The following is a 25132-nucleotide window of genomic DNA, read 5'->3' as shown; positions in this document are numbered from 1 at the left end:
TTTGTATTCTGTCAGCTCTTTTGGAAGTTTTCCTGTTCCAAACTTCTTAAGTTGCTCTACTTCATCAGAACCTAATTCAGTTACGATATCAAAATATTCATTTGCGGTAACCGATGCATAACTTGGTCCATATTTAATGTGAGAAACTGCCAAATAACATAAAAAACTTAAAAGTTCTTTTTCATTTTCCGTCAAAATTGTCTTTGGTAGATTTTCTTCTGTTTTAGAGATGTTGGAATTACCTTTTTTGACTCTTCCAAAAGTATCAAAAACCAACTTTTCCGTTTGTTTTCCAAGTGAATAATAATAACTATCAAATCCGTTTAACTTTCTTAATTTTTCAAAAAATGAAATATAAAGCTCTTTTGAGAAAGGTCTGGTTTGAAAAAAATATTCAATAATTTTATCCAAAAGGAATTTTTCTCCCGAATCTAATACATACGGATTCGGATATGCTTTATCAATTTTAACGGTATTATTATCAATCGCTTCAATGAATTTTTCTAAAAGCGCTTCGTTGCCTTCTATTTTTACTAAATAATTTAATTCTCTCATTCTTTTATTATCGTTTTTTAATTTGATTACTCTTCATCATCCTCATCATATTCTTCATCATCAGATGAAAGATAAGACCAATCAATATCAACAAGATCAAGAATAGCATCAAATCGTTCCTGATCGCTTGATCCAATAAAAGCTCCAGTACAATAGTTTTCTTGATCGAATGACAAACTGATTACATCATAAAAATCATCTGTATATACCTTTTGATTTTCTCTACTGATGTTAGGAACAAGTGTATAATTTTCTTCTACAAACTTTACAATTTGCGAGTCAATTTCTCCTAAGTAATTTCCATTAAATTGAAGTCCGCCCAAAGTACCGTTGAAAACAGCCATTAGCAAAAAAAAGTCTTCGATTGTCTTAGTTTCAATCTCCCAATCTGATTTTTCAATTGTATCATAATTTCCATAAACTGGCGGGTTATTCAGTTTTAAATCTTCCTTTTTTATTCCCCAAAATGCCACAACCTGATTTTCTTCATAAAAAACAAGAAAATCATCATCAGAAAATCCGATTTCATTTTCAGGTTTGAGTAATCGGTTATAGGCATAATTGAGCTTTTCTTCTTTTCCTAATTCCAGATAATATTCTTTGAATTTTGAAGGAAGTTTTACATCTAAAGTTTTCTCAAGATCGAGGATTTGATCTTCTGAAAATCCGTAGTTTTCATTTTCAGACAGGTTGTAAAGGCGTTTAATTTTTCGGATATAATTCATGTTAGGCTTCTATTTTATAGGAAGTCAAAAATAAACAATTAATTACAAGCTTGCAATTACTTTATAATGATAATCCTACTTTTAAACAAAAGCAATTTCCGAAAATTAAGGTGTATTTTCTAGTCATGTTTTTTTGACTAATTGACTTGCGATGATATTCGACTCAACTTTGCAACATATTCATAAATCGGAGAGTACCTTTTTTAAAATTACTATGAAAATACTGTCGATACTATTAATCTTGATTTGCAGTATAAGCTGCCAATCACAAACAAATTCTAAAATGACTGAAGAAAAAACAAATCCGTTATTATGCGATCCTGAAACTGGAATGTGTGAAATGCCTGCTGGCGAAAAATCGACTGAAAAAACTGCTATTTCAACAGAAAATAAGCCTGTAAAGATAATTTACTATACCGATCCAATTTGTTCTTCTTGCTGGGGAATTGAACCTCAGCTTAGAAAACTAAAATTAGAGTATGGCGATTATTTTGAAATTGATTACCGAATGGGTGGTTTATTACCCGATTGGAGTTATAACAGTGGAGGAATAAGCAAACCTTCTGATGTTGCACATCATTGGGATGAAGCAAGTTTGTATTACGAAATGCCAATTGATGGAAATGTCTGGATTGAAGATCCGTTAGATTCTTCATATCCATCGTGTATTGCTATGAAAGCAGCACAAATACAGAGTAAAGAAAAGGCTGTGAAATTTATGCGTATTCTGCGTGAAGAATTATATCTAAATAAAAAGAACATCGCCAAATGGGAAAACATTGTAGAAGCTGCTAAAATTGCTGGATTGGATGTTCAAAAACTAAAAACAGATTATGAAGGAGATGCAAAAAAGCTTTTTCAAGAAGATTTAAATCTAGGAAAAACTCTTGGAGTGCGGGGTTTTCCAACTTTATTTCTAGCAGACGCCAATAATAATCAGCTAACTATTTATGGATCTAAACCTTATGATGCTTATAAGAATGCTTTAGTGGCTTTATTTCCAGATGCTAAAGCGAAAAAGTTTGAGAATAAAAATTCATTATCAATTTTTGAAATTTATCCAACATTGGCGCCAAAGGAATATGCTGTTATATTAGATATTTCAGTTAATAATGCTAATATCATTTTAGAAGAATTATACAACAAAGGAAAATTGAATAAGAAAGCTATAAAAAATGGGATGCTTTATATTAAAAAATGAAGCAATTTTGAGTTAGAAAAATAATCTTTTAAATGCAAAAAAAAGAAAGCTGTAAAGTTCAAATTTCTTTACAGCTTTTTATTTCTTTAATTTCTTAAAAATAATCTATTCAATAAATTCACAATCCTCAAGATTATCTACACTTGACGGTTCTGTCAATTTGAAAGTAATTCCAATGCCTAAAGGATCACAAATACTAAACTTTCCTTCTGTAAATCGAATCATCCATTCATTTGAATTTTCCCAAAAAGTAAATTCTGGTAGATTAATAGGTAAAATACTTTCATTAACTAAGAGTTCTTTTTCATTTTCTTGTATCTTATATTCTTTACTATTCTCTATGAGTGTATGTTTAATAAATACTATAGATTTTTCTAAATATTCATCAATATTTAAAATTATATTCTCAACAAATTGTATAGTTTCTTTTGATAAATTTTTCTCTTTTGTAAAAATGTAAACTGGAATTTTTTCTATAAACAAATCACTGGAACTACACACGAAACCTATCCAATAAAAATCATTGTCTGGTCCATTGTATAAAGTTAAGCTACCAAATTTTGCTTCGTGTATTTTTACATTATTATCCATTAAATTTTAGAATTATTGAAGGAGTTCTTTAAAAATATACTCTTTATCATATTCTATTTCAAAAGCATTCAGTTGTTTCTGGTATTCTTCTAAAAAAGTTTCTTTTTTATGATGCTGTTCTTGATTTTGGATATATCGAATGACATTCGGAACATGACTTCTTGAATATGAAAATGCGCCATATCCTTCTTGCCATGAAAAATCGGATGACAATTTTTGCTCTTTAATCCATTTGCTCGTTTCGGTCTTTACATTTTGAACTAACGCAGAAATGGATTGTGTTGGACGCATTCCTATAAAAATATGTATATGATCTGGCATGCTATTAATACATAGCATTTTATGATTATTGGATTGTATTATACCGGTAATATATTGGTGTAATTTGTCTTTCCAATCCTGTGCAATTAATGCTTTTCTATATTTGACTGCAAATACAAATTGTATGTGCAATTGCGTGTATGTATTTGCCATTACCAACCAAACGTTCCTACGGAACGAAAAAACATTAATCATTTAAAGTTCTACCGACGAGATGTTCCTAACGGAACATTTACCTTTTGCTGATACAAATTTTAAAAATGCATATGTTTAGCTTGACTCCCAAAAGTCTAAAGAGTACTAGTTTAGGACAAAAAATATGTTCCGCTAGGAACATCTCATCGGTAGAAAAAAAATGTTTGCGTGATTATCGTCCCGTAGGGACGTTTGATTGGTTTATTAAATTTCCCTCAAAATCAAATCGCTACAACATCTAGAAAATGACAATTCAAAACAAAAATGTTCCGCTAGGAACATCTCATCGGTAGACAAAAAAAATGTTTTGTCGAGTTTCGTCCCGTAGGGACGTTTGATTGGTTTATTAAATTTCCCTCAAAATCAAATCGCTACAACATCTAGAAAATATCAATTCAAAACAAAAATGTTCCGCTAGGAACATCTCATCGGTAGACAAAAAAAATGTTTTGTCGAGTTTCGTCCCTTAGGGACGTTTGATTGGTTTATTAAATTTCTCTCAAAATCAAATCGGCCACAACATCTATTGCTTGATTGATAATATTTTCTGGCGTTCCTTTAAATTCATAACGTTTGGCTATTTGTTTTTCTCCAAAAATAATGTGTATAAAAATAGTCCCTACTGGCTTTGAATCGCTTTCGCTTCCTCCTGGCGTTGTAAGTCCTGTTAATCCAACACAAATATCAGAATTAACATAACGGTAAAAATTCTGTGCCATTAACTTGGTGACTTCTGCAGATTCGGCACTATGCTGTTCAATTGTTCCCCACGGAATCTGTAATAAATCTTCTTTCATAGACGAATGATAACAAACGATTCCCCCTATTAGAATTCTTCCAGAATTAAAAACCGTAGAAAACTCATAACACATTTTACCTGCAGAGGCGCTTTCTGCAAATGCTATCGTTAAGTTCTTTTCTATTAAAGCCTCACAGCATGCCGTTACCTTTTCTGATGCCATATTCATTCAAATTTAATTGCACATTGATTTCATATCAAATGTAAATTGTTCTCTTATAGTAAACTTACATAATTTCTTACAATATTTACATTATAAGTAACTGTTAATTATGCAACTATAATGCTTTTTTCTATAAAACCTCCCTTCTATTTACGTGTTAAATTTGTAATTCCAGCATTTTAGAAAAATGCCATGAAGTACAAGCCAATAATTAAAGTTAAAGCCTAAAAAATTGCATCAACAGAAATGTTGCAGAACGTGAATACAGTAAAAACTGTAAAGAATTAGCAAGTCTTCAATGCGAAGATTCAATATTAGAAAAATAACAAATCAAAAAAACACTATTATGGAAAAGCAACACAACCATGATTATGGTCAATTTGATCCTGATTATATCGAACAAAGCACGCTTGTTGACGGTTCTTATTCTAATGAAGATGAGTTTAAACAAGTGCTGAAAAAACACGATAATCGAGAATTTGGCGAAAGCGATCCTGATTATTACGAACAAAACACTCTTATTGATAATGACGATTATGCTCGTGATGAAGATCCGTATCAATATCAAGAAGAGTTTATTGAAGATCCTTCTCATTTACAAGGAGACTTTGAAACCAATATTAAAGCAGAAAATATTCCGAATCAAGAAAGAATTGTCAATGAAGATGATGACATTACGAATGACGGAACTCAAGACGATTTAAATGATGAATATGATGCCGATTTAGATTACGAAAATGAGGTAGAAAAAGATAGTGATTTTGACAAAGATGAAAATTTAGATGACTTTGACGCAGAACATTATCCAGAAAATCATCCGAGAGAATAACGAAAAAATATCGTAAATTGTAATGCATTAATCATGACTTTAGCTGATCAAATTGTCTGGCTTTTTATTCTCGCAATTCCAATTGCCTGTATTAGCTGGACTGTAACACACGAGGAGATTTTTAGAGAGCCTCATGAATGGTGTGTCAGACATTCTAAAAATGACAGACACATTTTATCCAGAAAGTTCTTTTATCTCTTTACCTGTGAATATTGCTTTAGCCATTATGTTACAATTGCCTTTCTGATCATCTGCGATTATAAACTTTTGTTAAATGATTGGAGAGGGTATATTTTGGCAGGGTTTTCTCTAGTTTTTATGGCAAATGCTTATATGAGCCTTTTTGCACTTTTACGCCAAGCTATAAAGAAAGAAAAGGTTGAAATTGAAAAAATTGAAAGCGAAACTGACAGCGACGACAGTAAAAAATAAAAAAATAGTAATTAAATAAGTAAGTATAATTAAAATAAGTTGACATCATGGAGAATTTAAATTTTATAGACCCATTATTACACGGAATTAAACCTGAAAGTAAACCGTTAAATCTGTCAGTAAAACAAATGGTATGCGCTGGTGTTGGTGTTCTTTTGGCATCGGCAGTTTTGAAAAAAACGGGACATAAAAAAGCAAGTGCTGTTGTAGGAAGTCTTGCATTGCCAATTTTAGCATCAGCTTGCTATAAAAAATACAATCAAGTTAGTAAAGATAAAATAGATGCTAAATCGAGCAGCGGTATTGAATACAACCACTAATCGTTTATAAATAAACTATCATAAAAAAAAGAGCGCTCATCTTAGATAAGCGCTCTTTTTTGATTCAATTGATTTAAGAAATATTTCCCTCGACCCAATTTAATGCTTTATTGAAATCTATTTTTTTATAACCACGAAACTCACCTGGAACTATATAACTAAATCCGTTTGTAAAAGAGATAATTTCTTCTGTATCGGTAACAATTGCAGCCCTATTCCACTTTCCTAGATGCTTAAGTCCCATAAGTCCGTCTTGCAACCAAGCTCCCGGCGTAAAATTTTTAATATCGGTATCTAAAACCAGCAAAAAATTAATTTCATTGATTTGTTTTACCAAATGTTCAACAGCTGGAGTTACAGCAGTTACAAAATCTTCTTTTGTCACTTCTGCCAATGCTCTAAAAGCAACAATATTATCTGTGGTGTCAATTTGATGTATCATGATTTTTTACACTTTTTGAGTTATTTAATAGCGTTTTATTCTTAAACATTTTCAGCGTGTTTTTCACTAACTCAAATATACTCATTATCAATCAGATAACACTTATATTTAACTATTCGTTTATTATATTTTTTTAAGGTTCAAAGGGACAAAGCTGTTAAGAGACAGAGGTTTCTTTGATTGTGAAAAATTCTTTGTGTTAATACATTACTATACGGCTTTCAAAAACTTTGTCACTTTGAACCTTTGCAACTCTGAACCTTAAACAAAAAAAGCCTGCTTTTTTTGAAAACAGGCTTTTTGGAAAAAAATAAAAAAAACTAACACACAAATTTTAAAGTTTTTAAGTGACAAAGTTTTTTATTGCTAAAAAATTCATTGTAAATATTTAGTGCTAGATTTACTGCTTTACTTTGTGCCTTTGTCACTTTGTTACTTTGTTACTCTAAAAAAACAAGCTTAATTGTATCCTTGGTTTTGTTTAAATTCTTTAGTCACATCTATTGTTGACTGCGGAATTGGGAATACTCTTCTAAATGGCTCTGAAGCTGATTTTGCTGTTCCTGGAAGATCAAATTTCCCGAAACGGATCATTTGTGGTCTTCTGTACAATTCCCAGTATAATTCGAAGCCAATTTCATTATATAAAACCGTTTGATCGATTGAAGTCAAAGCTTTTCCTGCTACGCCTCCGTACAGAGATTCTCTTTTTCTGCTTGTACGCAATTTATTCAAATCTTCCATAGCTTGACCTGTATTCCCTTTTCTGAAATAAGCTTCAGCTCTCATTGTATAAATTCCTCCTAAACGGAATAATGGAATATCAACATTACTGTTTCCGTTTCCTCCTTCTGGATCAAATTCATATTTAAAAATACGCGCTCCTTGATTGATTTCGTTTTGAGCGAAAACGGCTTGAGCTGGATTTTTGAAAGTTAAAGAAGGCGTAAAATCCATTCTTGTTGTTGTGCTTTTTTCCATAACTAACGGAGAAACTTTAATACGTCCGTTTATCATTTCTAATGAACCAGAAGACAATAAGATTGGACCGTATTGTAGTCCGTATTGAATTCCTCTATTAAAGTGAAACCAAGGTAAATTGGCACTTTTTGGTACAATGTCTGTTGCAGGAACACTAATATCTGTTCCATCATTCATAAACCAAGTTCCGTCTCCATATTGGTATTTTTGTTGGAATCTTGGGTCATCGTGATTTCCATCCCAAGTTGCAAAAAACTCAGGAGTTGTACACGCTGCATTTGTTCCTCTATTTGCTGCAGAAGTTCTTTGGTTACGCTCCATACACACATAAGCAAAACTGTTTGAACCGTTTCTGATGTAATCTATCTTTTGAGAAATCGCAAAAATCAATTCTTTTCCTTTTTCATTGTCTCTTGCGAAGTTTTTGAAGTAATCGCTTTCTAAAGAATATTTCCCAGAATTAATTAGCAATGAAGTATAATAGATAACACGATCCATATCTGTTCCTGTACCAGTTACAGCAGCTTCAGTAAAATTAAAGCTTGAAGATGCATTTAAACGATCTTTAAAAACAGCGCGATTCAGATACATCTGCGCTAAGAATCCATACGCGGCTTCTTTTGTAAATCTACCGTGATGCGTTTGCTGTGTTCCCATTTCTGCCAAATCTGGCAATAGAGCTTCAACATCTTTTATCAATTGATCAATTTGCGTATCAGCTTTTAAAATCTGCAAAGGCGCGTTCGGATTCATCGGATCTCTGTATGGAGCTTGTCCGTACAAATCTAAAGTAGTGTATAAATAATACGCTAAAAGTCCTTTCGCTTCCGCTAAAAATAATTTCTTCTCTGCAATTGAACTTTCTTCTACCGATTGAATTGCTGTTAACGAACGTGTAATTCCGTTTGTCAATTTATTCCAGTTATCCACTACAATCGCGTTATCCGATTTCCATGTAAACTCGTGCATGTCTCTCCATTTTCCACCGTCTCCCCAGTCACTTCCTCGCGTTGGCAAGATTGCTTCATCTGTAGTGTATTCTTGCAAAGAGAAAACACCTCCGTGATCTACAAAAGTTCCGTCTCCTAAACGGTCGTAAGCTGCTGCAAGAGCCCCAGCCGGATTTGAAGTATCTTCTCCTAAAACCTCATCCAAAACAACTTCGTCAAGGTTAGTACAGCTTGCAAAAAGCCATATAAAAGAAAATATCGCTAATGTTTTTATATTAAAAATTGTATTTGTCTTCATAATAATTATAGTTTTAAAGTTGCTCCAAAACTGAATGTTCTAGAAGTTGGATAACTTGCATAATCGATACCGATAGATTGGTTTCCTCCGTTTGATTTCGGACTGTTGATTAACGGATCGTAACCTGTATAATTTGTAATCGTAATTAAGTTCTGACCTGTTATGTAAAGTGTTAATCCGTTGATCCAGTTTAATCCTTTTAAGTCAAAATTGTAACCAATACGAGCTGTATTTAATCTAATGAAATCTGATTTTTCTAAGAATAAAGTAGACAGGATTGGTGAGTTTGTTGCATTTGCTCCAGACTCATAATAACCTGTTGCTACGTTTCGGTCTGATGCCAAGTTGTTAATATTTAATGCATTCAAACCTGTATTATTCAATAAATAGCCACCTGTTTGTCCTATGATAGAAAACGAGAACGAAAAGTTTTTGTATCTCATGTCACTGTTAAATCCGTAGTAGAAAGTTGGCAATGCTCCTTCAATAATAATTCTGTCGCTATTATCAATTTTACCGTCCCCGTTTTGATCTTTAAAGATATTTGCTCCATTTGCATCAAAACCAATGTGCTCCAATAAGTAGAATGAACCAGCTGCATAGCCACTTTTGTAAATATTAGCATTTACACCAGATTGTCCAGGACCTGAAATTGTTCCTGTTAAGATTTCTGAAACCGGAAGATCTTGAATTTTATTATTCAAAGTCGCACCATTCATATCGATATTCCAAGTAAAGTTTTTAGTATCTACTATTTTAGAACCTAACATAAACTCGATACCTTTATTGATAATCTTACCGTCAATATTAGTCCAAATCGTAGTTGTTGGACTCAACGCTTGAGAAGGAACATTTAAAATTGCATCGGTTGTTGTTTTATTGAAATAATCTAATGTTCCGTACAATTTATCGTTCCATAAATTAAAATCTAAACCAACGTTATACTGCGTTACAACTTCCCATTTCAAATTAGGGTTTGGCGTTCTGTTTACAGAAACTCCGTTTACTAAATTTAAATCATCATATAAATAATAACCATCAGCTCCAGCTAAAGAGTAACTTGCCTGAGTAATTTTATTTTCAACTTCTTGATTTCCTGTTTGACCCCAGCTTGCTCTTAGTTTTAAATTATTTAAAGTAGAAGACTCTTTTAAGAAACTTTCGTTAGCAATATTCCATCCTAAAGCAAAAGATGGGAAATAACCATATTTATTGTTTTTACCAAAACGAGTCGATCCGTCGCCTCTCATAGAAGCTGTAACCAAATATCTGTTGTCAAAACTATAATTCAGCCTTCCAAAATAAGACTGCAACTCGTTTTCCTGCGCATAACCTGTTGTACCAGATTGTGTTCCTTTAAATCCAGGATTAATTGATGGAGGAACTCCTTCTCCTTGATCAGAAATTCCATCAATGCTAAAACTTGTTCCTGATCTTTCAAATTTTTGATATGAGAAACCAGCCAAAGCTTCGATTTTATGTTTATCTAAATTTAAATTGTAAGTCAAATAATGTTCTACCAAAGAGTTTTTAGAATCTAAATTATTCTGAACATATTTTCCTTTCGGATTCAAATCTGTTAAGTTTGGAAAAATAGTTGTGTTTCTTTCTGCCATCGAACGGTCAATACCAATATTTAATTTGTATTCTAATCCGTCAATAATTCTTAAAGAAGCTTCTAAGTTTCCTAAAACTCTTAATGTTCTCGTTTGATCTTGGTAAATGCTCAACAAATATGCAGGATTGTAATGTGCATTCATGTTGAAATTGGTGTAGTTTCCATTCGCATCAAAAACCGAACGTGTTGGATTTGCCATCAAAGTATGAACGATCAATTGTCCGTTAGAACCACCATCATCACTCGTAGGAACCCCATCATCTTTAGTTTCACTTGCAGTAAGATTCATTTTTACTTTCAAACGTTTGTTATCTAAAAATGATTCCGCAGCGTTAATTCTTCCAGAAAGACGTTTGAAATTACTGTTACGAACCACACCTTCCTGATCCATTTGTGCAATCGAAGCATAATAATTTCCAGTTTCTGTTTGTTTAGAAAAAGAAAGCGAATTGTTTTTAGTTATAGCACTTCTATAAATTACATCTTGCCAATCTGTATTTCCGCCGTGATCAAATGCTTTGTCTGTAATTGCATTTCTATATTCGCTTGCGCTTAAAACATCTAGTTTGTTAGCCACAGTCGAAACTCCCATATAAGAATCAAAAGTTAGTGTTCCTTCACCTTTAGACCCTTTTTTAGTTGTTACCAAAACAACTCCATTAGAACCTCTTGCTCCATAAATTGCAGAAGCCGATGCATCTTTCAAAACCGTAATCGATTCGATATCACTTGTATTCAAAAAGTTCAACGGGTTCTTAGCAGAAGAAGTTCCAAAACCTACATTACTTCCAGAAGGGCTTACATCATCATTTGACAACGGCACACCATCGACAACAAATAAAGGTGTACTTCCGCTTCTAATAGATCCTACTCCACGAATTGTTACATTTACTCCCGCTCCAGGCTCACCGCTTGTATTTACAACACGTACACCAGCCACTTTTCCTTGCATTAAATTATCTACCGAAACGTTTACACCTTGTTTGAAACTTCCTGCTTCCAATTGTGTAACCGCACCAGTAACATCTTTCTTAGATTGTTTACCATAACCTACAACCAAAACCTCGTTTAGCTCAGCTGTATTAGGCTCTAGTTGAATATTCATAAAACCAGTTTGTACAGCAACTGTTTTGGTTTTATAACCCATATAAGAAATGTCCAATGTTTTTCCTTCTCCAACCGTAATTTCAAATTCTCCATCAAAATTTGTAACTGTTGAATTTGAAGAACTTGTTTCTGATACTGTTGCACCAGGAATTGGCACCTTAAATTCGTCAACAACTTTTCCTTTTACTTTAATTCTATCAACTGCTTTTGCATTTATTGCTTTTGGCGCAGCTGTTTTTTGAATTAAAATCAGTTTTCCACTAATGTTATAATTGAAATTTGCTTTTTGCGAAAGATCATTCAAAATTGCAGTAATAGACTCATTACTATAATTTACCGTATAAGCTGTATTATCAGCAATTACAGCTTGTCCGTAACTAAATTTGTAGTCGGTTTGTTGCGTTAATTTTGAAAAAATAGAAACCAGAGTAGCTTTTTCTATTTTATTTGCTACTTTTGAATCTTTTAATAAATTAGTTTTACTGTAGCCACTCTGAAAGGCAAGTAAAGCCAGGACTAAAAAGACAAAACTCTTTAGATTTAAATAAGAAGGTTTAAAATACATGATTTAAGTAATTGTTTTTACGATGCTTAGTTATTAATAGCAGTTGTTCCAGCAACTGCTTTTTTTGTTTTTAATCCACTTTTACTACTTCGCCATAGACTTTGAATTTTAGGTTTGTGATATAATTTATTTGTTCCAAAACATTTTCTAATGTCGCGTCCTTCTTAATGAATACCGTTAACGGCGTTGCTAATACGTGTTCGTTGTTATACTGAAATGAAACTCCGTATTTATATTGTAAAATGGCAATAACCTGTTTTAAAGTAGTTTGGTCAAGTGTTACATCTTGATTGTACCAATTCACCAAAAAAGCTTTATCGGCAACTTGTTTGGTTAATTTTTGGCCTTCAAACAAAGCTTCTTGATTTGGCACTAAATCTACACTCTGCCCTTTTCCAGAAACATTTACTTTTCCGGTTACGACAATTACCTTACAGTTTAATTTTGATAATTGAATGTGAAATGAAGTTCCGACAACTCTGGTTTGTATTTCGCCAGAATGAATAATAAACGGGTGCTTTTTGTCTTTGGCCACTTCAAAAAACGCGTTTCCTTTTAGTAAAGAAACCGTTCTTTGATCGCCTTCAAATTTTTCAGGATACTGAAATGATGAGTTTGCTGCCAGATAAATTTTCGAACCGTCACTTAATTGGATAGATTGGGGAATCGATGACGTTTTAAATGTGATTTGTTTTTGGTTTAAAACATTTGGTCTCAAGAAAAATCCTAAACCAAGCAGAAAAAGAATGCTGGCAGCAGCCATATATTTTAAATAAGGACTGAAAGATCTTTTCTTTCCAATTCTTATCTGAATTTCGTCGTAGATGTTTTGAGATTCGATTTCTGGGTTTCCCATAAGATCATTATCCCATTTTGAATTTTGATATTCGTCGAAAGCAAAATCATGCAATAAATTTTCTTCTGCCGATGAAGTTTTTCCTCGCGAACTTTTATCCAGCAGATATTCTAAACTATGTTTAATTCTTTTTATCATAATACTTATTGTTATAGATAAGTACCAGAAACCAGAAATCGTACTATTGCCGAATATTATGAAAACATCAAGCGAAAGTTATTTTAAAATTTTTGATTGAAAATAATTAATGGAGCCAGCCAAACCAAGTCTTTTAAGCCTTCTCGAAGTTGTTTTACAGCTGATGAAATCTGATTTTTTACGGTTTGTTTTGAAATTCCAAGTTCGTCTGCAATTTGATCAATTGTCATGTCTTGAAATTTATACATCAACAAAACCTCTTTTCTTTTCTCTGGAAGTTTGTCTAATAAAGAATAAAGCAAATCCATCACTTCTGGATCAATAGTCGAAAAATTATCTATAATGTAGTCTTCGAATTTTTCTTCTAAAATTGTCTTATCAAAACGATTGTTCTGATAATGTTTGAAAACCTGATTTTTTACTGCACGAAATAAAAAAGGTTCAATAGCATTAATATTCAGTTCTTCTTTTCTTTCCCATAAATCCACAAAAACATCCTGAACAATGTTCTGCGCCAAGTCTTTATCCTGAGTCATCGTATAAGAAAACGCATTAAGCTTTTTCCAATATTGGTTATACGTTTTTTCAAAAATTTCAGGATTATTCATATACTAATTACAGGCTTTTTAATATCGTAAAATAATAAAATGAAAACCCAATGTTTTTTGCGTCAAGGTTATCTTTAAATTAATAAATAAACACGTTTGTTGTAGAAATACTACTTTTTTAAAGCAAAAGAACGAATCACTTTGCGATTTCTTTTTTTTAATCTAACACACAAATCGGCTTCAGATTTTAACTTAGTGCCTTTCAAAAAATGCAATTTTCTTTTGATGCGTCCCAGTCAACAGTATCAATTACATTTTAGAATTATGAAACCATTTTTTTTCACTTTATTATTTGCAGGAGCTTTAAGCGCTCAGGCTCAGAACGACAATCTGAAAATTAACCAGATTCAGGTTATCGGATCGCACAACAGTTATCGTCATGCGATTGAAACCGATTTATACAATCTTATCCAAGCTAGAGATACCACTCGTTCTCTTAAAGGCTTGCAATACACTCATATTAGCATTACCGATCAATTAAACAAAGGCTTACGCAATCTGGAAATTGACATTTTTGCTGATGCGAAAGGCGGAAAATATGCACACCCAAAAGGTTTGGATATAGCTAAATCTGAAGAAGTTTACGACCCAAACGGATTAATGAAAAAACCAGGGTTTAAGGTTTTCCATATGCCAGATATCGATTTTAGAACTTCTGCTTATACTTTCGAAATCTGTCTTCAAGAATTAAAAAAATGGTCGGATGCTAATCCGGGACACGTTCCTGTTTTTATTACTTTGGAACCAAAAGACGGAGATGCGAATTTCTTAGGTACAAAACCAGAAGATTTCACAGCGGCAGTTTTTGACGAAATGGACAAAGTAATCCGCAAAGAATTAGGAAAAGACAAACTGATCACGCCAGACATGGTTCGCGGAAAATATAAAACTCTCGAAGAAGCGATTTTAAATAACAATTGGCCGACTTTAAAAGAAGCTAAAGGACGATTTTTATTCTTATTAGATAACAACGGCGCAAAAAGAGATTTGTACGCATTGAATCATCCGTCCCTTAAGGGACGCGCCGTTTTTATTAACGCAGAACCAGGAAAACCAGAGGCTGCAGCTTTATTCAGAAATAATGCTGAAGATTCGACAATTGAAGATTTAGTAAAAAAAGGTTACATCATAAGAACCAGAGCCGATTCTGATACCAAAGAAGCCCGCGCCAACGATTACTCGCATTTTGAAGCCGCAAAAAAATCTGGAGCACAAATCATTACAACTGATTATTATCTGCCAAGCACTTTCTTTAATTCTCCATACCAAATTAAGTATGATGATGGAAGTTATGTTCGAAATAATCCTGTAACGACGCCTTAATTTTTTTTGAGCCGTTTTATTTAACCGCAAAGTTCGCTAAGATTTTTTCCTTAAGGTTACGTTCATAAACGCAAAGTTCGCAAAGCTAGATATTAAAGCTTTGCGAACTTTTTATTTTATAAAATCTAACTTAAAAATTAAACTTTGCGTAAACCTTTGCGCTCTTTGCGGTTAAAAAAAATTTACTTCAAACTTTTAACAGCACCACTTTTCAAATCAACAGAAAAATGATCTGCTGGAACTTCATGCATAAATTTATTGAAGATAATTAAGAACAGCTTCATTTGTTTTTGAAGTGGTGTGTCACTTGAAAGATCGGCTTTAGCACCTTCTAAAAACAAATCAGATAATACTTTATATTGTTTTGCTCTTTCAGCTCCAACATCGACAAGAGCCAATTCGTCTGCACTTCTAAAGCGATAAAAATCAATTAAAAGATCATTTCCTGTCCAATTGAAATCTGTTTTTTTAAGTTTATTTTTAATTAAAATCTGTTCCAATTTCGTCTCCGCTTCTTTCCATTCTTTTTGAAACTGCTCTCTATTTTTCAAAATAAAATCAAAATCTTTATCTGATTTAATGTTCGCTAAAACCAATAAATCTTTCGCTGAAACATTCAAAATAAAATCTTTAAAAGCAGAAGGCCAATCGTCTTTTAAGAAACGAAGACGTACTAATTCCTTCAAATGAAAATCGGTAAAATCATGATAATTTTTAGTCTTTAAAATAGCTGCATTCCAAATATCTTTTGTATTCTGACTTTCTAAAAACTGATATTCCATTTTATACAAATCGAAAAGTTCATCATATCTCGGAACATTATCGATTGTAATAGTCTGAATATCGACTACATTATCTTTCTTTAAAGTCAATAACTTGTAAGCCGGAATGTAGGCCGCAAGCGAAGGAGTTTGAATATTAACTAAGGTATTTCCTTTTGGAGAAGTTCTCACTCCTGTATCGTTAATATGCATATGGCCTCCAAAATGAATCTTCAATCCAGCATCTGCAAAAACTTGTGCCACTTTTTCAACTGGAACTCGGTTTAACTGCCATTTGTTTGGCCCAAGCAATTCTTTTATTTCCGCAGAAGCGTCATCATTAAAATCGATCATCGGAAAGTGGCTAAAGGCAACTAAAGTTTTTCCGTGTTTTTTGGCTTGATCAGAAATAGCAGAAACCCAATTAATTAAATGTTTTTTGTTTGAAAGTACATTATTATATCCTGTACTAGCCTCAGCATAACTTTTTGAATCTTTAGGGTCGCCATCGGTCTTCTTCGGAATGTAGACGTTTCCATCAATTGCCATTAACCAAAGTCCATCAACCGGTTCAACGACATAACTAACATCTGGAACTTCATAACCTGGCGCAACTTCATAAACGCGATTAGCTAATTTTGCACTTTCTAAAGCTTTATCAAACGTATAACTTTCACTAGAATAATTTGAAAATGGAGTTGCCCAAAATTTATTTTTCTTGTTCGGATGAAAACCAAAATCTTTCAGATTATCGGTAATTTCTAAATAACCCATTTTAGCAATATCGGCGGTAACCACTATAGGCTGTTCGATGGTGAGATTTGGCGCATACATGCCGTCTTTGCTATAAATGGGTTGGCTTTTACCTTCTTTCCCTAAAAAATCTTCTTTGCCAGATTCTTGTGCAAAAGGTCCAACTGGATCATGATTTCCTGTGGTAATGAAAAATTCTATGCCGTATTTATTTGAATATTGTTCTAAAATTTTAGCTAAACCGCGAATGTGAATTGGCTGTCCGTCATCGGTATAATCACCTGGAAGTGCGACATATTTGATCTTTCGCTTTGCGATATCATCTAAAGCTGCTAAAAAAGCAAAATAGTTTTCATTAAAAATTCGAGTTGAATGCAATTGCGATGACATGGTTCGTACCAAAGCATATTGATTTGTTCTTGGATTTAGAACGCCTTTGTAATCTGAATCTGAAAATCTGCCAAATAAATCCTGCAAATGAACATCAGATAAAAATGCGATTTGTGTTCCGTTTAAATTCTTTGTTTTTTGTGCCGAAACAGAACTATTAAAAACAACAAAAACAGACACTATAAAAAGTGAAGTAAATTTTAATTTCATAGGTTTTAACTTTAATAAATTGGGGACACTTTATTAGAAGTTTTGGAGCTTTTAATCGAACGCAATTTTATCGATTTAAACCTAGAATCAGTTTATGTTAGTGTTATGGAAATGATAATGTTTTTTTTAAACCGCAGTTCTTATAGCTATCAAGATTGCAGATAAAAAAAGGCTGTCCAAAAAGACAGCCTTCTTAACACATTAAAACCTAAAAATTTAATGCATCTAAAACCATTATGGCAAATGGGTTATGATTATTTCTTAATAAAACGTCTTACGGTTTTGATTCCGTTTTTCTCAACCGAAATCAAGTAAATACCGGTTTTCAAAGTCGAAACATCTACACTATTGTTATTTACCGTTTGAGATGAAACAGTTGCTCCTCCTTCAGTATTAATGATATTTACATTTCCACCCGAAACTTCTGCCGTAAAAAAGATTTCACTTTCTGTTGGGTTTGGATAAATTTCTAAACTTGCAATAGACTGTTCGGTAGCTGGTGCAGCTGTTCTTGCCGTTGAACCCGATTTTGTAATTCTAAACCAGTTTATATTAAAACCAGTATTTTGAACATAGATTCCGAAGTTATATGTTCCAGCATTTACGTTTACAGTTTGCGTAATCGTCTGCCAGTTTTGCCATCCTCCTGTATTGGGTACATTTATAGCTCCAAGCTGAATAGTTCCTGCATTTAAATCAGATGATAGTCTTCCGCCTGTTACAGCACTTGCGACACGATATTCAATTTGATATGAACCAGAAGTTGGAAAATTAATATTATAATACGCCATCCAATCGCCCGTATCGCAATATCCAACATTTAATCCACCGCCTGTATCTGTGGTTGCTTCTGTTTGAACACCACTCATCGCGTTATAATTTTCTGCTTGAATTAAAGTTCCTGTTGCTGGCGGATTACTTCCTGTAATAACCTGATTAATGGCAGTAAGCAAAGATTTAGAACCTGTAGCATCTTGAGACAGCTCCCAAATCATAACTCCCGCCGCATTTTGAATCGCAAAAGTTGTTTTTTGTTTGATAGTCGGAATTCCGTTGTAATAAATTGTGTTTCCAACTTGATCTAAATTTTCAGCACCTGGATATTGCGCTACGATATTGGCATAAGAAATTCCCTGATTGGCAGAAGCTCCAAAACCATATCCATAAAAAGGAAGTCCAATTACAGCCTTGCTTGCAGGCAATCCCCTTCCTGTCCAATAATTAAATTGATTAACCGCCATGCTGTAAGGAGAATGCTGTCCCGGGCTGTTTGGTGCCCAAGGCCCCGTTGCATCATAAGCCATAATATTGATCCAGTCGTATGCGGCAAAAGTAGATGAAGGTACATTTGCACCACCATATCCTTCTGAAAGCGCTGCCGAAATCAATTTGCCATTGGCATGCAATTTATTCGCTAAAGCAATCACAAATCCTCCATAATCGCCATTAATAGCTGGCCCTTCTAAATCGACATCGACTCCATCAAAATTGTGAGCAACAACATAATCGTATATTTTCTGAATGAAAGCTGTTCTGTTTGCTGGTGTTATCAGATTAAAATAATTGTCTCTAATTGCTCCTCCTTCAGAAACGGCACCGCCTCCAAGAGAAACAAAAACTTTTATGTTTTGTGCATGTGCGGCATTTATAATTGTATTGCTTCCTGAATTAAAACTTAAATATCCGTTTGCATCAGGATTTTCAAAAGCAATATTAATATGCGTTAATTTACTGTATTGAATGGTACTTGAAAAAGCATTTAAATCAATCCAATTGGGAATATATGCGATTACTTTTTTTTGGGCTACAGAAAAATTAAAAACACCCAATACTAAAATAAGAATCCATTTTGCCGACATTCTTGTGTAGTTGTCTTTCATAGTGATTTGTTTTAATTTGTAAATTATGGGGATATTGAAAAATTGCAGGTTTCAGATTTTGATCTAAAACCTGCATTCTTAAATTATTTTTTAATAAAACGCTTAACCGTTTTTGTACCATCTTTATGGAAAATAACAAAATAGATTCCAGTTCTAAGACGCGAAACATCAATGCTGTTATTATTGATTTTTTGCTCAGAAACTAACGTTCCTGTCTGATCTATAATACTTATTTTTTCTCCGCTTACAGATGTGGTTACAAAAAGAGTATTTTCTGCTGGACTTGGATATACGTTCAATTCTGTTGCAGTAGGCTCTTCTTCTGCTATAGTTTCAGTTGCAGCCATTTTTGCTGTTCCTGCTACTTTTGTAATTTTAATCCAGTTGATATTCATTCCTGTATTCTGAATGTAGATTCCGAAATTATATGTTCCTGCATTTACGTTTACAGTCTGAGAAACAGTTTGCCAATTTTGCCATCCGCCAGTGTTTGGAATATCAACATTTCCTAAAACTACTGCGCCAGCATTTAAATCAGAAGATAATCTTCCGCCAGTCACGGCACTTGCTACACGGTATTCAATCAAATAAGAACCAGTTGTTGGAAAATTGATATTATTATACGCTAACCAATCGCCTGTTTCTGTATAACCCACATTTGAACCTCCGCCAGTATCTGTAGTTGCTTCAACTTGAATACCGCTCATTGCTGAATAATCTTCTGCCTGAATTAAAACTGAAGTTTGAGAACTTGTAGCAGGAACTAATTTCCACTGTCCGCAAGTCTGATTGTTATTGTCCCATTGCTGCACAATTGCTCCAGAAGCTGTACTTGCTCCTGCAACTTCAACAATTCTTCCGCTATGACGGGCAACAATTTTATAATAACCATCACCTGTAGAAACCAGAATAAATTGCTGATTTGTGGTCGCATTGTATGGATATTGCTCTACTCTTGCACCATTAGCTTTATTGAAGTTATTAATATCCATTGACATGCCGCTGTGGTTTGCAATGATTTTATACATTCCGTCTCCTAAATGCGTAAAAGTAAATTTCTGATTGTTTCCAGAATTTAGAGCACCTTGATTAATTCCTGCTCCGTTTGACATACTAGAATTCCAAACATCCATATACAAACCGCTGTTTCTGTTTTGAAGAAAGAAAGTCTGGTTTCCTAAAGTTGTGTTTCCGTTTGCAATAACTCTGATTGAACTTACTTTATCGTTCCAAGTAGCATTCAAACAAGTATTATCAGAATTAATTACGGTTGAAGTTCCGCCGAAATTATCATCTTGATATAAAATTGCTTGATAACCTTGTGTAATTTTTAGTGAAGAAATATCATCATTTAAAACTCCTAAAGAATTTAAACGAGCTAGATTGTAATCTCCAATGGTTAATCCGCCAGAAAATCCAGTGTAATTGCAATCTTTGTAAACTGTGATTACATCTGTCGTAGCTGGAACTGAAGGCGTCGTAAGTCCGTAATAACCTCCAAATGTAGCAATAACTTTTGTTGGCTGTGGCGAATGAAGTGATGGCGACTGATCTGCAACATCATCATAAGCAAATCCGTAAGCTAAATTATCAATATTAATTCCTGGCAAATGCCAGAATTTAGAATAATGATTTGTTGGATTTACTTGATAGAATTTCGATGCATCGTACCAATTTTGCTGTCCTGGATTTGTGGTTGTTGTATTGACAACATGACGATTAATCGCAGCTGTTAATTGCGACTGAATTACAAGATCTAAATCTCCGTCAACCAATCTTCTGTCCAAAACACCTTTTCCTTCCAAAGCTTCTTGAGTTGTTGGTCTGTTTTGAACACGTCCTGTTCTTCCAACAAAAGCACCAGATTGTCCAACCATTTCTAGTTGTTCTCCAATAACTCTCCCTTTAAAAACTCCTGCATCTCCTGCGTAGAAAATCAAATCTTCATTTTTGTATTTGTTCCAAATCGCATCGATGTATGATTTTAAATAGTTAGCGTATGGTCCAGATCCTTCCGCGTAAGCTGCTGTTTTAGAAGGTGCAGTAATTTCACCTGTTGCATCGTTGACACAACCTTGAAATTCTGCTGGAACATTCGCTTTAAAAGCGGCAACAATATCAGCGTGTTTTTTCAAATCACCCACTTTCTTTTGGTAGCCGTTTGCACCAAATAATTCCAATCCCATTGGATATTTGTATGAATCGACTCTTGTTGGATTTCCGAAAAAACCGTATTGATTATTAGTCAATTCAATCATTTCATACAAAATTCCCTGATTCGGATCTGTAGCATTTTGCGGATTTGGCGATGCATATCCAGAAGGAGCTCCGCTTGCGCCAAAAAAGTAAAAATACAATTGCGAACCTTTAGATATAAAAACTCTACATCCTGCAATTAAAGGAAGTGTAAAGGTCTTATTTGGAATTTCGCTCAACTTAGTAAAACAAGCTGCATACTTAGAATTTTGTCCCGGTCCTGTATTTCCTCCATAAGTTGGCCCAGTAACTGTATTGTAAGAAGCGCTCATTGGCAAAACCTGACTCGTTTTGGCATTTACCCAAACGTGGTTTCCTGTTGTATAATCGATACCGACAATTGCAACATATAATTCGCTGTCAGCAAACGTCGAATTATTACTAATCGTGAAAGGTACAGGCCCTTGAGCGTGTATCAGGTTTGAAAACACTAGAAATAGTGTCATCAGAAAAGAAAATCTTTGAAGTCTAATTTTATTCATATCTAAATAATTTTGGGGTTACGCAAATAAGTTTTAAACCAAAGCCATTTTCAAATGAATGACTAAATAAATCCGTCAGGTGCAATTGGTATGCCCTCCTTAAATTGCACCCAACAGATTTAAAATTATTTCTTAATAAGCTTTTTAGTCCAGCTTTTTTGATCTGATTTGAAGTTTAGAATGTAGATTCCTCTACGAAGCTTACTTACGTCAATTACGCTTTCGTTTCCTTGAGGTTTGTTTTCTAAAATTAAAGTTCCAGAATCGTCGTAAATCGTGATGATTTTATTATCTAAATTTTCAGGAGATGAAACTTGAATATAATTAGTTGTCGGATTTGGGTACATGGCAAAAACAACTTCTTCTGCCTGCGGTTCTTCAACAACATTCATGGCCATTCTAGCTGTAGAAGATGATCCATATGCTTCGATTTCATACAATGAATATCCGTACGGAGGCAAAGCTTTCGCGTTACATAAAATTCGAATATATCTTCCTGTTCCGCTTACCGCTAAATCATCTGTTCCTCCATCACCGGCAGTTTGATTGCTTACTGTTTCACTTTCTGTAAAAACATTATCAGTTGAAATCTGCACTTTGTATTGCGTTGCATAAGCCGCTTCCCATTTTAAAACCACTCTGTTAATGTTGTAATTGCTTCCCAAATCGACATAAATCCATTCAGTCGCATTAGCAAAAGAACTCGCCCATCTTGTCGTTGTGCTATCGCCATCTGTTGCTTTATTTGCAGAAAGGGTAGGATTCTCTTCTGTAGAAGCTGTTGCTGTTTTAGCTAAAGCTAAATTCACATTCGGATTTGCAGTTATATTTCGAACAGTTACATTGCTGAAAACTCCTGTTGTTAGAGTTCCGTTTGCGTGAGACGTAACTGCCATTCCTACATAAATAGTGCTAGCCATTGCAATCGTTCTTGGCGTTCCTACTTGTGTCCATGTTGTTCCGTTATCTGAAGAATAAGATGTAAACACATTTCCAGATCTTACCAAACGAACCCATTTTGGAGTCGCTCCTGTTGTAACCTCTGCTGTAGTTACTCCCGAAGCAGTATCACGAGTTAAAAACTCAATTCCTGCTGCTGCGCTTGCATCTGTCATGGCGTGTTTTGATGTTGGCGTAAGCGTTTCACGGAACATTACTCCCGCTTTTGCATAAGTATTTGTATTGGTTAACGAATTTACTTTAGCAATAATTTCTGCATCTCCAGTAATAGATTGATTTACAAATTGAAATTGATCGCTTGTATCCCAAATATCATTTCCTGCTCCTTTGATGGTAAAAGTACCGTTAGAATGTGTCGCTTCTCCCGCTGGAGTAACTGCTCCTAAATCGGTGCTAATCCAAGGCGAAGGCAATCCCGCTGGAGTTTCTGTAGAGACTAAATTTAAAGCTCTTAAATTATCAAAATAATACGTGTTCCCAGAATTTGTTCCTGGTTCAAATAAGAAAACAAAACGATTTACTTCACTGTCTGCAGTTGAAGCATCTGGCGAACTTGCATAAGTAAAAGTTACTGTATGCCAAGCGTTGGTTTGTTTTACAACTCCTTGATAAATACTATGTCTTCCAACAGGATAATTTGCTGGAACTGAAGCGCTGCTTTCTGCTTGCCAAGAAATAATAGATCCGACTGGTGCAGAAGTGTAAACGTCCATTGCGAACTTTTTAACTCCACCTTTAAAATCTCCAATATTGGCTATTGTAGTATTAAATGAGAAATTATCATACAGTTCTGTCGATTTGCGAACGTATTTTCCAACATTCGAAGAAGTATTAATTCCGCTTGCATTTGGGTTTGCTGTGTTTGCCGTATACGTTCCAATTGCATCTCTAAATGTAATATTGTGAATCGTCTGGTAATCTTCATAAATTACACCTTGCGTAAATGTATCTGGAAGTTTAGTCGAGCCAATTCGAATATTATCAAAATAATACGTATCAGCTGTGTAAGAACCCGAATTAAATAACAAAACCATTTGGTTTACTGCCAAATTTGAAGTTCCTGCATCTGGACTAGAATTGTAATAGAAAGTCAATGTTCCCCATTGATTTTGTTTGGTTGTAATCGCTACGTAGGTACTATTTCTTCCTGTAGGATAATTGGCTGGAAGTGATGTTGCACTGTTTTCTAAATTCAAACTTACCACTGTCCCAATTGGTGCAGAAGTGTACACATCAATCATAATTTTATTCGTCTGATTTTTCAACAAACCAGCATCCTCAATCGTACTTTGTGTATTGAAGAAAAGCACATCATATTGCTCAGATACATTTCGAACATACTTCGCGACATTTGCAGAAGAATTAACCGAATTTGTCGCAGGATTTGCCACAACAGAATACGTTCCAGTTGTTGTTCCTTTTATGATTTTATTTACTCCGTCGTAATTTTGCAGCACGTCTGTTGCAATAATTGGCTTTTCTGGCGCTGCTTTTGTCAGCAGATTATCGAAATAATAAGTCGCTCCAGAATTCGAATTTGATTCAAAAAGAAGTACCACATTATTAATTGATAAAGCACTCGTATTTGGGTCGATTATTTTTTCAAATTCAAACTCGATTGTTTCCCATTTGTTCTGAACTGTAGTCGTCGCTTTAAAACCACTATGTCTACCTGACGGATAATTCGTCGCAGTCGTAACATTGCTGTTTTCTAACTGCATCGAAATTTTTGTTCCAACTGGTGCAGAAGTATAAATATCAAACGAAAGTCTTTTTCTTCCGTAAACATAATCATTCGCATTAGTAATGGTTACATTTCTGATGTTCAACACATCATACAATTCGCTTGAATTTCGAACATATTTTCCAACCAAAGCCGAAGTATTAATTCCGGTAGCAGAAGGATTCGCTACAGCTTCGGTCAAAACTCCAGTTTTTACAGGATACAATACATTTCGATTGCTTTGAAAATCATCATGTATTTTTTCAACAGGCAATGCTGGTTCGGTTGTTACTGCCAATTTGTAGTTATTTACATTACAGCCTGAAACTGTCGCCGTTACCGAAACATCTCCTCCAGAAGTTCCCCAATTTACAGTAATAGAATTTGTTCCCTGCCCTGATGTAATTGTTGCTCCAGCTGGAACAGTCCAATTGTAAGTCGCACCCGCAATTGCATTTACAGAATACGTTTTACTAGTTTCGTTTTGGTAAACTTTGTTATCGCCAGTTACCGCATATTTAAAACTGCCATCGTAAACACGAACATAATCGACCTGTAATTTTGCTGGGAAATCGGCAGGAATTGGCTCTACTCCTGCACCGTTAACTCTCGTATAAGGTGTTCCGTAGCTTCCAACTGCGAGATTCAAAATAATATAAAAATTGTTGTCATTAAAAGGCCATCCGCCGTTTACAGTTGT

The 25132-nt window shown here is 34.1% G+C and carries 19 protein-coding genes; 5 read left to right on the top strand and 14 right to left on the bottom strand.

Annotation, left to right across the window (positions count from 1 at the left end):
* Positions 1 to 555, bottom strand: a 555-nt coding sequence (locus B3J44_RS13350) for a hypothetical protein (protein ID WP_286968869.1), incomplete at its 3' end; no start/stop codon positions are given.
* A 26-nt stretch (positions 556 to 581) separates the two neighbouring features.
* Positions 582 to 1280 (bottom strand): SMI1/KNR4 family protein, encoded by a 699-nt coding sequence (locus B3J44_RS13345; RefSeq protein ID WP_286968868.1) that lies wholly within the window; start codon positions 1278 to 1280, stop codon positions 582 to 584.
* Positions 1281 to 1563: 283 nt separating this feature from the next.
* Between B3J44_RS13345 and B3J44_RS13340 the strand changes: the two genes are divergently transcribed.
* Positions 1564 to 2481 (top strand): DsbA family protein, encoded by a 918-nt coding sequence (locus B3J44_RS13340; RefSeq protein ID WP_286968867.1) that lies wholly within the window; start codon positions 1564 to 1566, stop codon positions 2479 to 2481.
* A gap of 105 nt (positions 2482 to 2586) precedes the next feature.
* Here B3J44_RS13340 and B3J44_RS13335 read toward each other — a convergent pair whose 3' ends face one another.
* From B3J44_RS13335 to B3J44_RS13325, 3 genes are all read right to left on the bottom strand, one after another.
* Positions 2587 to 3072, bottom strand: coding sequence for a hypothetical protein (locus B3J44_RS13335; protein WP_286968866.1), 486 nt, complete (start codon positions 3070 to 3072; stop codon positions 2587 to 2589).
* A 12-nt stretch (positions 3073 to 3084) separates the two neighbouring features.
* Complete coding sequence (tnpA, locus tag B3J44_RS13330) at positions 3085 to 3546, bottom strand: IS200/IS605 family transposase (RefSeq protein WP_286968865.1); 462 nt, start codon at positions 3544 to 3546, stop codon at positions 3085 to 3087.
* Between the two features lie 530 nt (positions 3547 to 4076).
* Positions 4077 to 4550 (bottom strand): CinA family protein, encoded by a 474-nt coding sequence (locus B3J44_RS13325; RefSeq protein WP_286968864.1) that lies wholly within the window; start codon positions 4548 to 4550, stop codon positions 4077 to 4079.
* Positions 4551 to 4896: 346 nt separating this feature from the next.
* On the opposite strand from B3J44_RS13325, the gene B3J44_RS13320 reads away from it, so the two are divergent.
* Genes B3J44_RS13320 through B3J44_RS13310 form a run of 3 tightly spaced genes read left to right on the top strand, consistent with a single transcriptional unit; the run spans position 4897 to position 6131 of the window.
* Positions 4897 to 5379: a hypothetical protein gene (locus B3J44_RS13320; RefSeq protein WP_286968863.1), complete on the top strand. Its 483-nt coding sequence runs from the start codon at positions 4897 to 4899 to the stop codon at positions 5377 to 5379.
* A 33-nt stretch (positions 5380 to 5412) separates the two neighbouring features.
* Complete coding sequence (locus tag B3J44_RS13315) at positions 5413 to 5811, top strand: hypothetical protein (protein ID WP_198857423.1); 399 nt, start codon at positions 5413 to 5415, stop codon at positions 5809 to 5811.
* Between the two features lie 47 nt (positions 5812 to 5858).
* Entirely contained in the window at positions 5859 to 6131 is a 273-nt protein-coding gene (locus B3J44_RS13310) for a PrgI family protein (protein WP_278021231.1), read from the top strand.
* Positions 6132 to 6204: 73 nt separating this feature from the next.
* On the opposite strand, the gene B3J44_RS13305 is transcribed toward B3J44_RS13310, so the two are convergent.
* The 5 genes from B3J44_RS13305 to B3J44_RS13285 all read right to left on the bottom strand — a co-directional run bounded on the left by B3J44_RS13305 (position 6205) and on the right by B3J44_RS13285 (position 13694).
* Entirely contained in the window at positions 6205 to 6573 is a 369-nt protein-coding gene (locus B3J44_RS13305; RefSeq protein WP_198857425.1) for an STAS/SEC14 domain-containing protein, read from the bottom strand.
* 459 nt (positions 6574 to 7032) lie between these two features.
* The gene (locus B3J44_RS13300; protein WP_286968861.1) at positions 7033 to 8802 is read right to left on the bottom strand and encodes a RagB/SusD family nutrient uptake outer membrane protein; all 1770 of its coding nucleotides are present in this window, start codon (positions 8800 to 8802) and stop codon (positions 7033 to 7035) included.
* A 5-nt stretch (positions 8803 to 8807) separates the two neighbouring features.
* A complete protein-coding gene (locus tag B3J44_RS13295; protein ID WP_286968860.1) occupies positions 8808 to 12092 on the bottom strand; it encodes a SusC/RagA family TonB-linked outer membrane protein in 3285 nt (1094 codons plus the stop codon).
* A 70-nt stretch (positions 12093 to 12162) separates the two neighbouring features.
* Positions 12163 to 13086, bottom strand: a complete 924-nt coding sequence (locus tag B3J44_RS13290) for a FecR family protein (protein WP_286968859.1) — start codon at positions 13084 to 13086, stop codon at positions 12163 to 12165.
* An 83-nt stretch (positions 13087 to 13169) separates the two neighbouring features.
* Entirely contained in the window at positions 13170 to 13694 is a 525-nt protein-coding gene (locus B3J44_RS13285; protein ID WP_286968858.1) for an RNA polymerase sigma-70 factor, read from the bottom strand.
* 264 nt (positions 13695 to 13958) lie between these two features.
* On the opposite strand from B3J44_RS13285, the gene B3J44_RS13280 reads away from it, so the two are divergent.
* A complete protein-coding gene (locus tag B3J44_RS13280; RefSeq protein WP_286968856.1) occupies positions 13959 to 15017 on the top strand; it encodes a phosphatidylinositol-specific phospholipase C1-like protein in 1059 nt (352 codons plus the stop codon).
* A gap of 182 nt (positions 15018 to 15199) precedes the next feature.
* Here B3J44_RS13280 and B3J44_RS13275 read toward each other — a convergent pair whose 3' ends face one another.
* The 4 genes from B3J44_RS13275 to B3J44_RS13260 all read right to left on the bottom strand — a co-directional run.
* Positions 15200 to 17131, bottom strand: coding sequence for a metallophosphoesterase family protein (locus B3J44_RS13275; RefSeq protein ID WP_286968854.1), 1932 nt, complete (start codon positions 17129 to 17131; stop codon positions 15200 to 15202).
* Positions 17132 to 17385: 254 nt separating this feature from the next.
* Positions 17386 to 19011, bottom strand: coding sequence for a glycosyl hydrolase family 18 protein (locus tag B3J44_RS13270; RefSeq protein WP_286968853.1), 1626 nt, complete (start codon positions 19009 to 19011; stop codon positions 17386 to 17388).
* Positions 19012 to 19094: 83 nt separating this feature from the next.
* Positions 19095 to 21749, bottom strand: coding sequence for a beta-1,3-glucanase family protein (locus tag B3J44_RS13265; protein WP_286968852.1), 2655 nt, complete (start codon positions 21747 to 21749; stop codon positions 19095 to 19097).
* Positions 21750 to 21874: 125 nt separating this feature from the next.
* On the bottom strand, positions 21875 to 25132 hold a 3258-nt coding region (locus B3J44_RS13260; protein ID WP_286968851.1), incomplete at its 5' end, for a discoidin domain-containing protein.

Source organism: Flavobacterium sp. UBA4854, assembly GCF_002399805.1.
Taxonomy (GTDB): Bacteria; Bacteroidota; Bacteroidia; order Flavobacteriales; family Flavobacteriaceae; genus Flavobacterium; species Flavobacterium ginsengisoli.
Note: the sequence above shows the minus strand (reverse complement) of the source record. Positions and strands in the feature narration are given on the sequence as shown.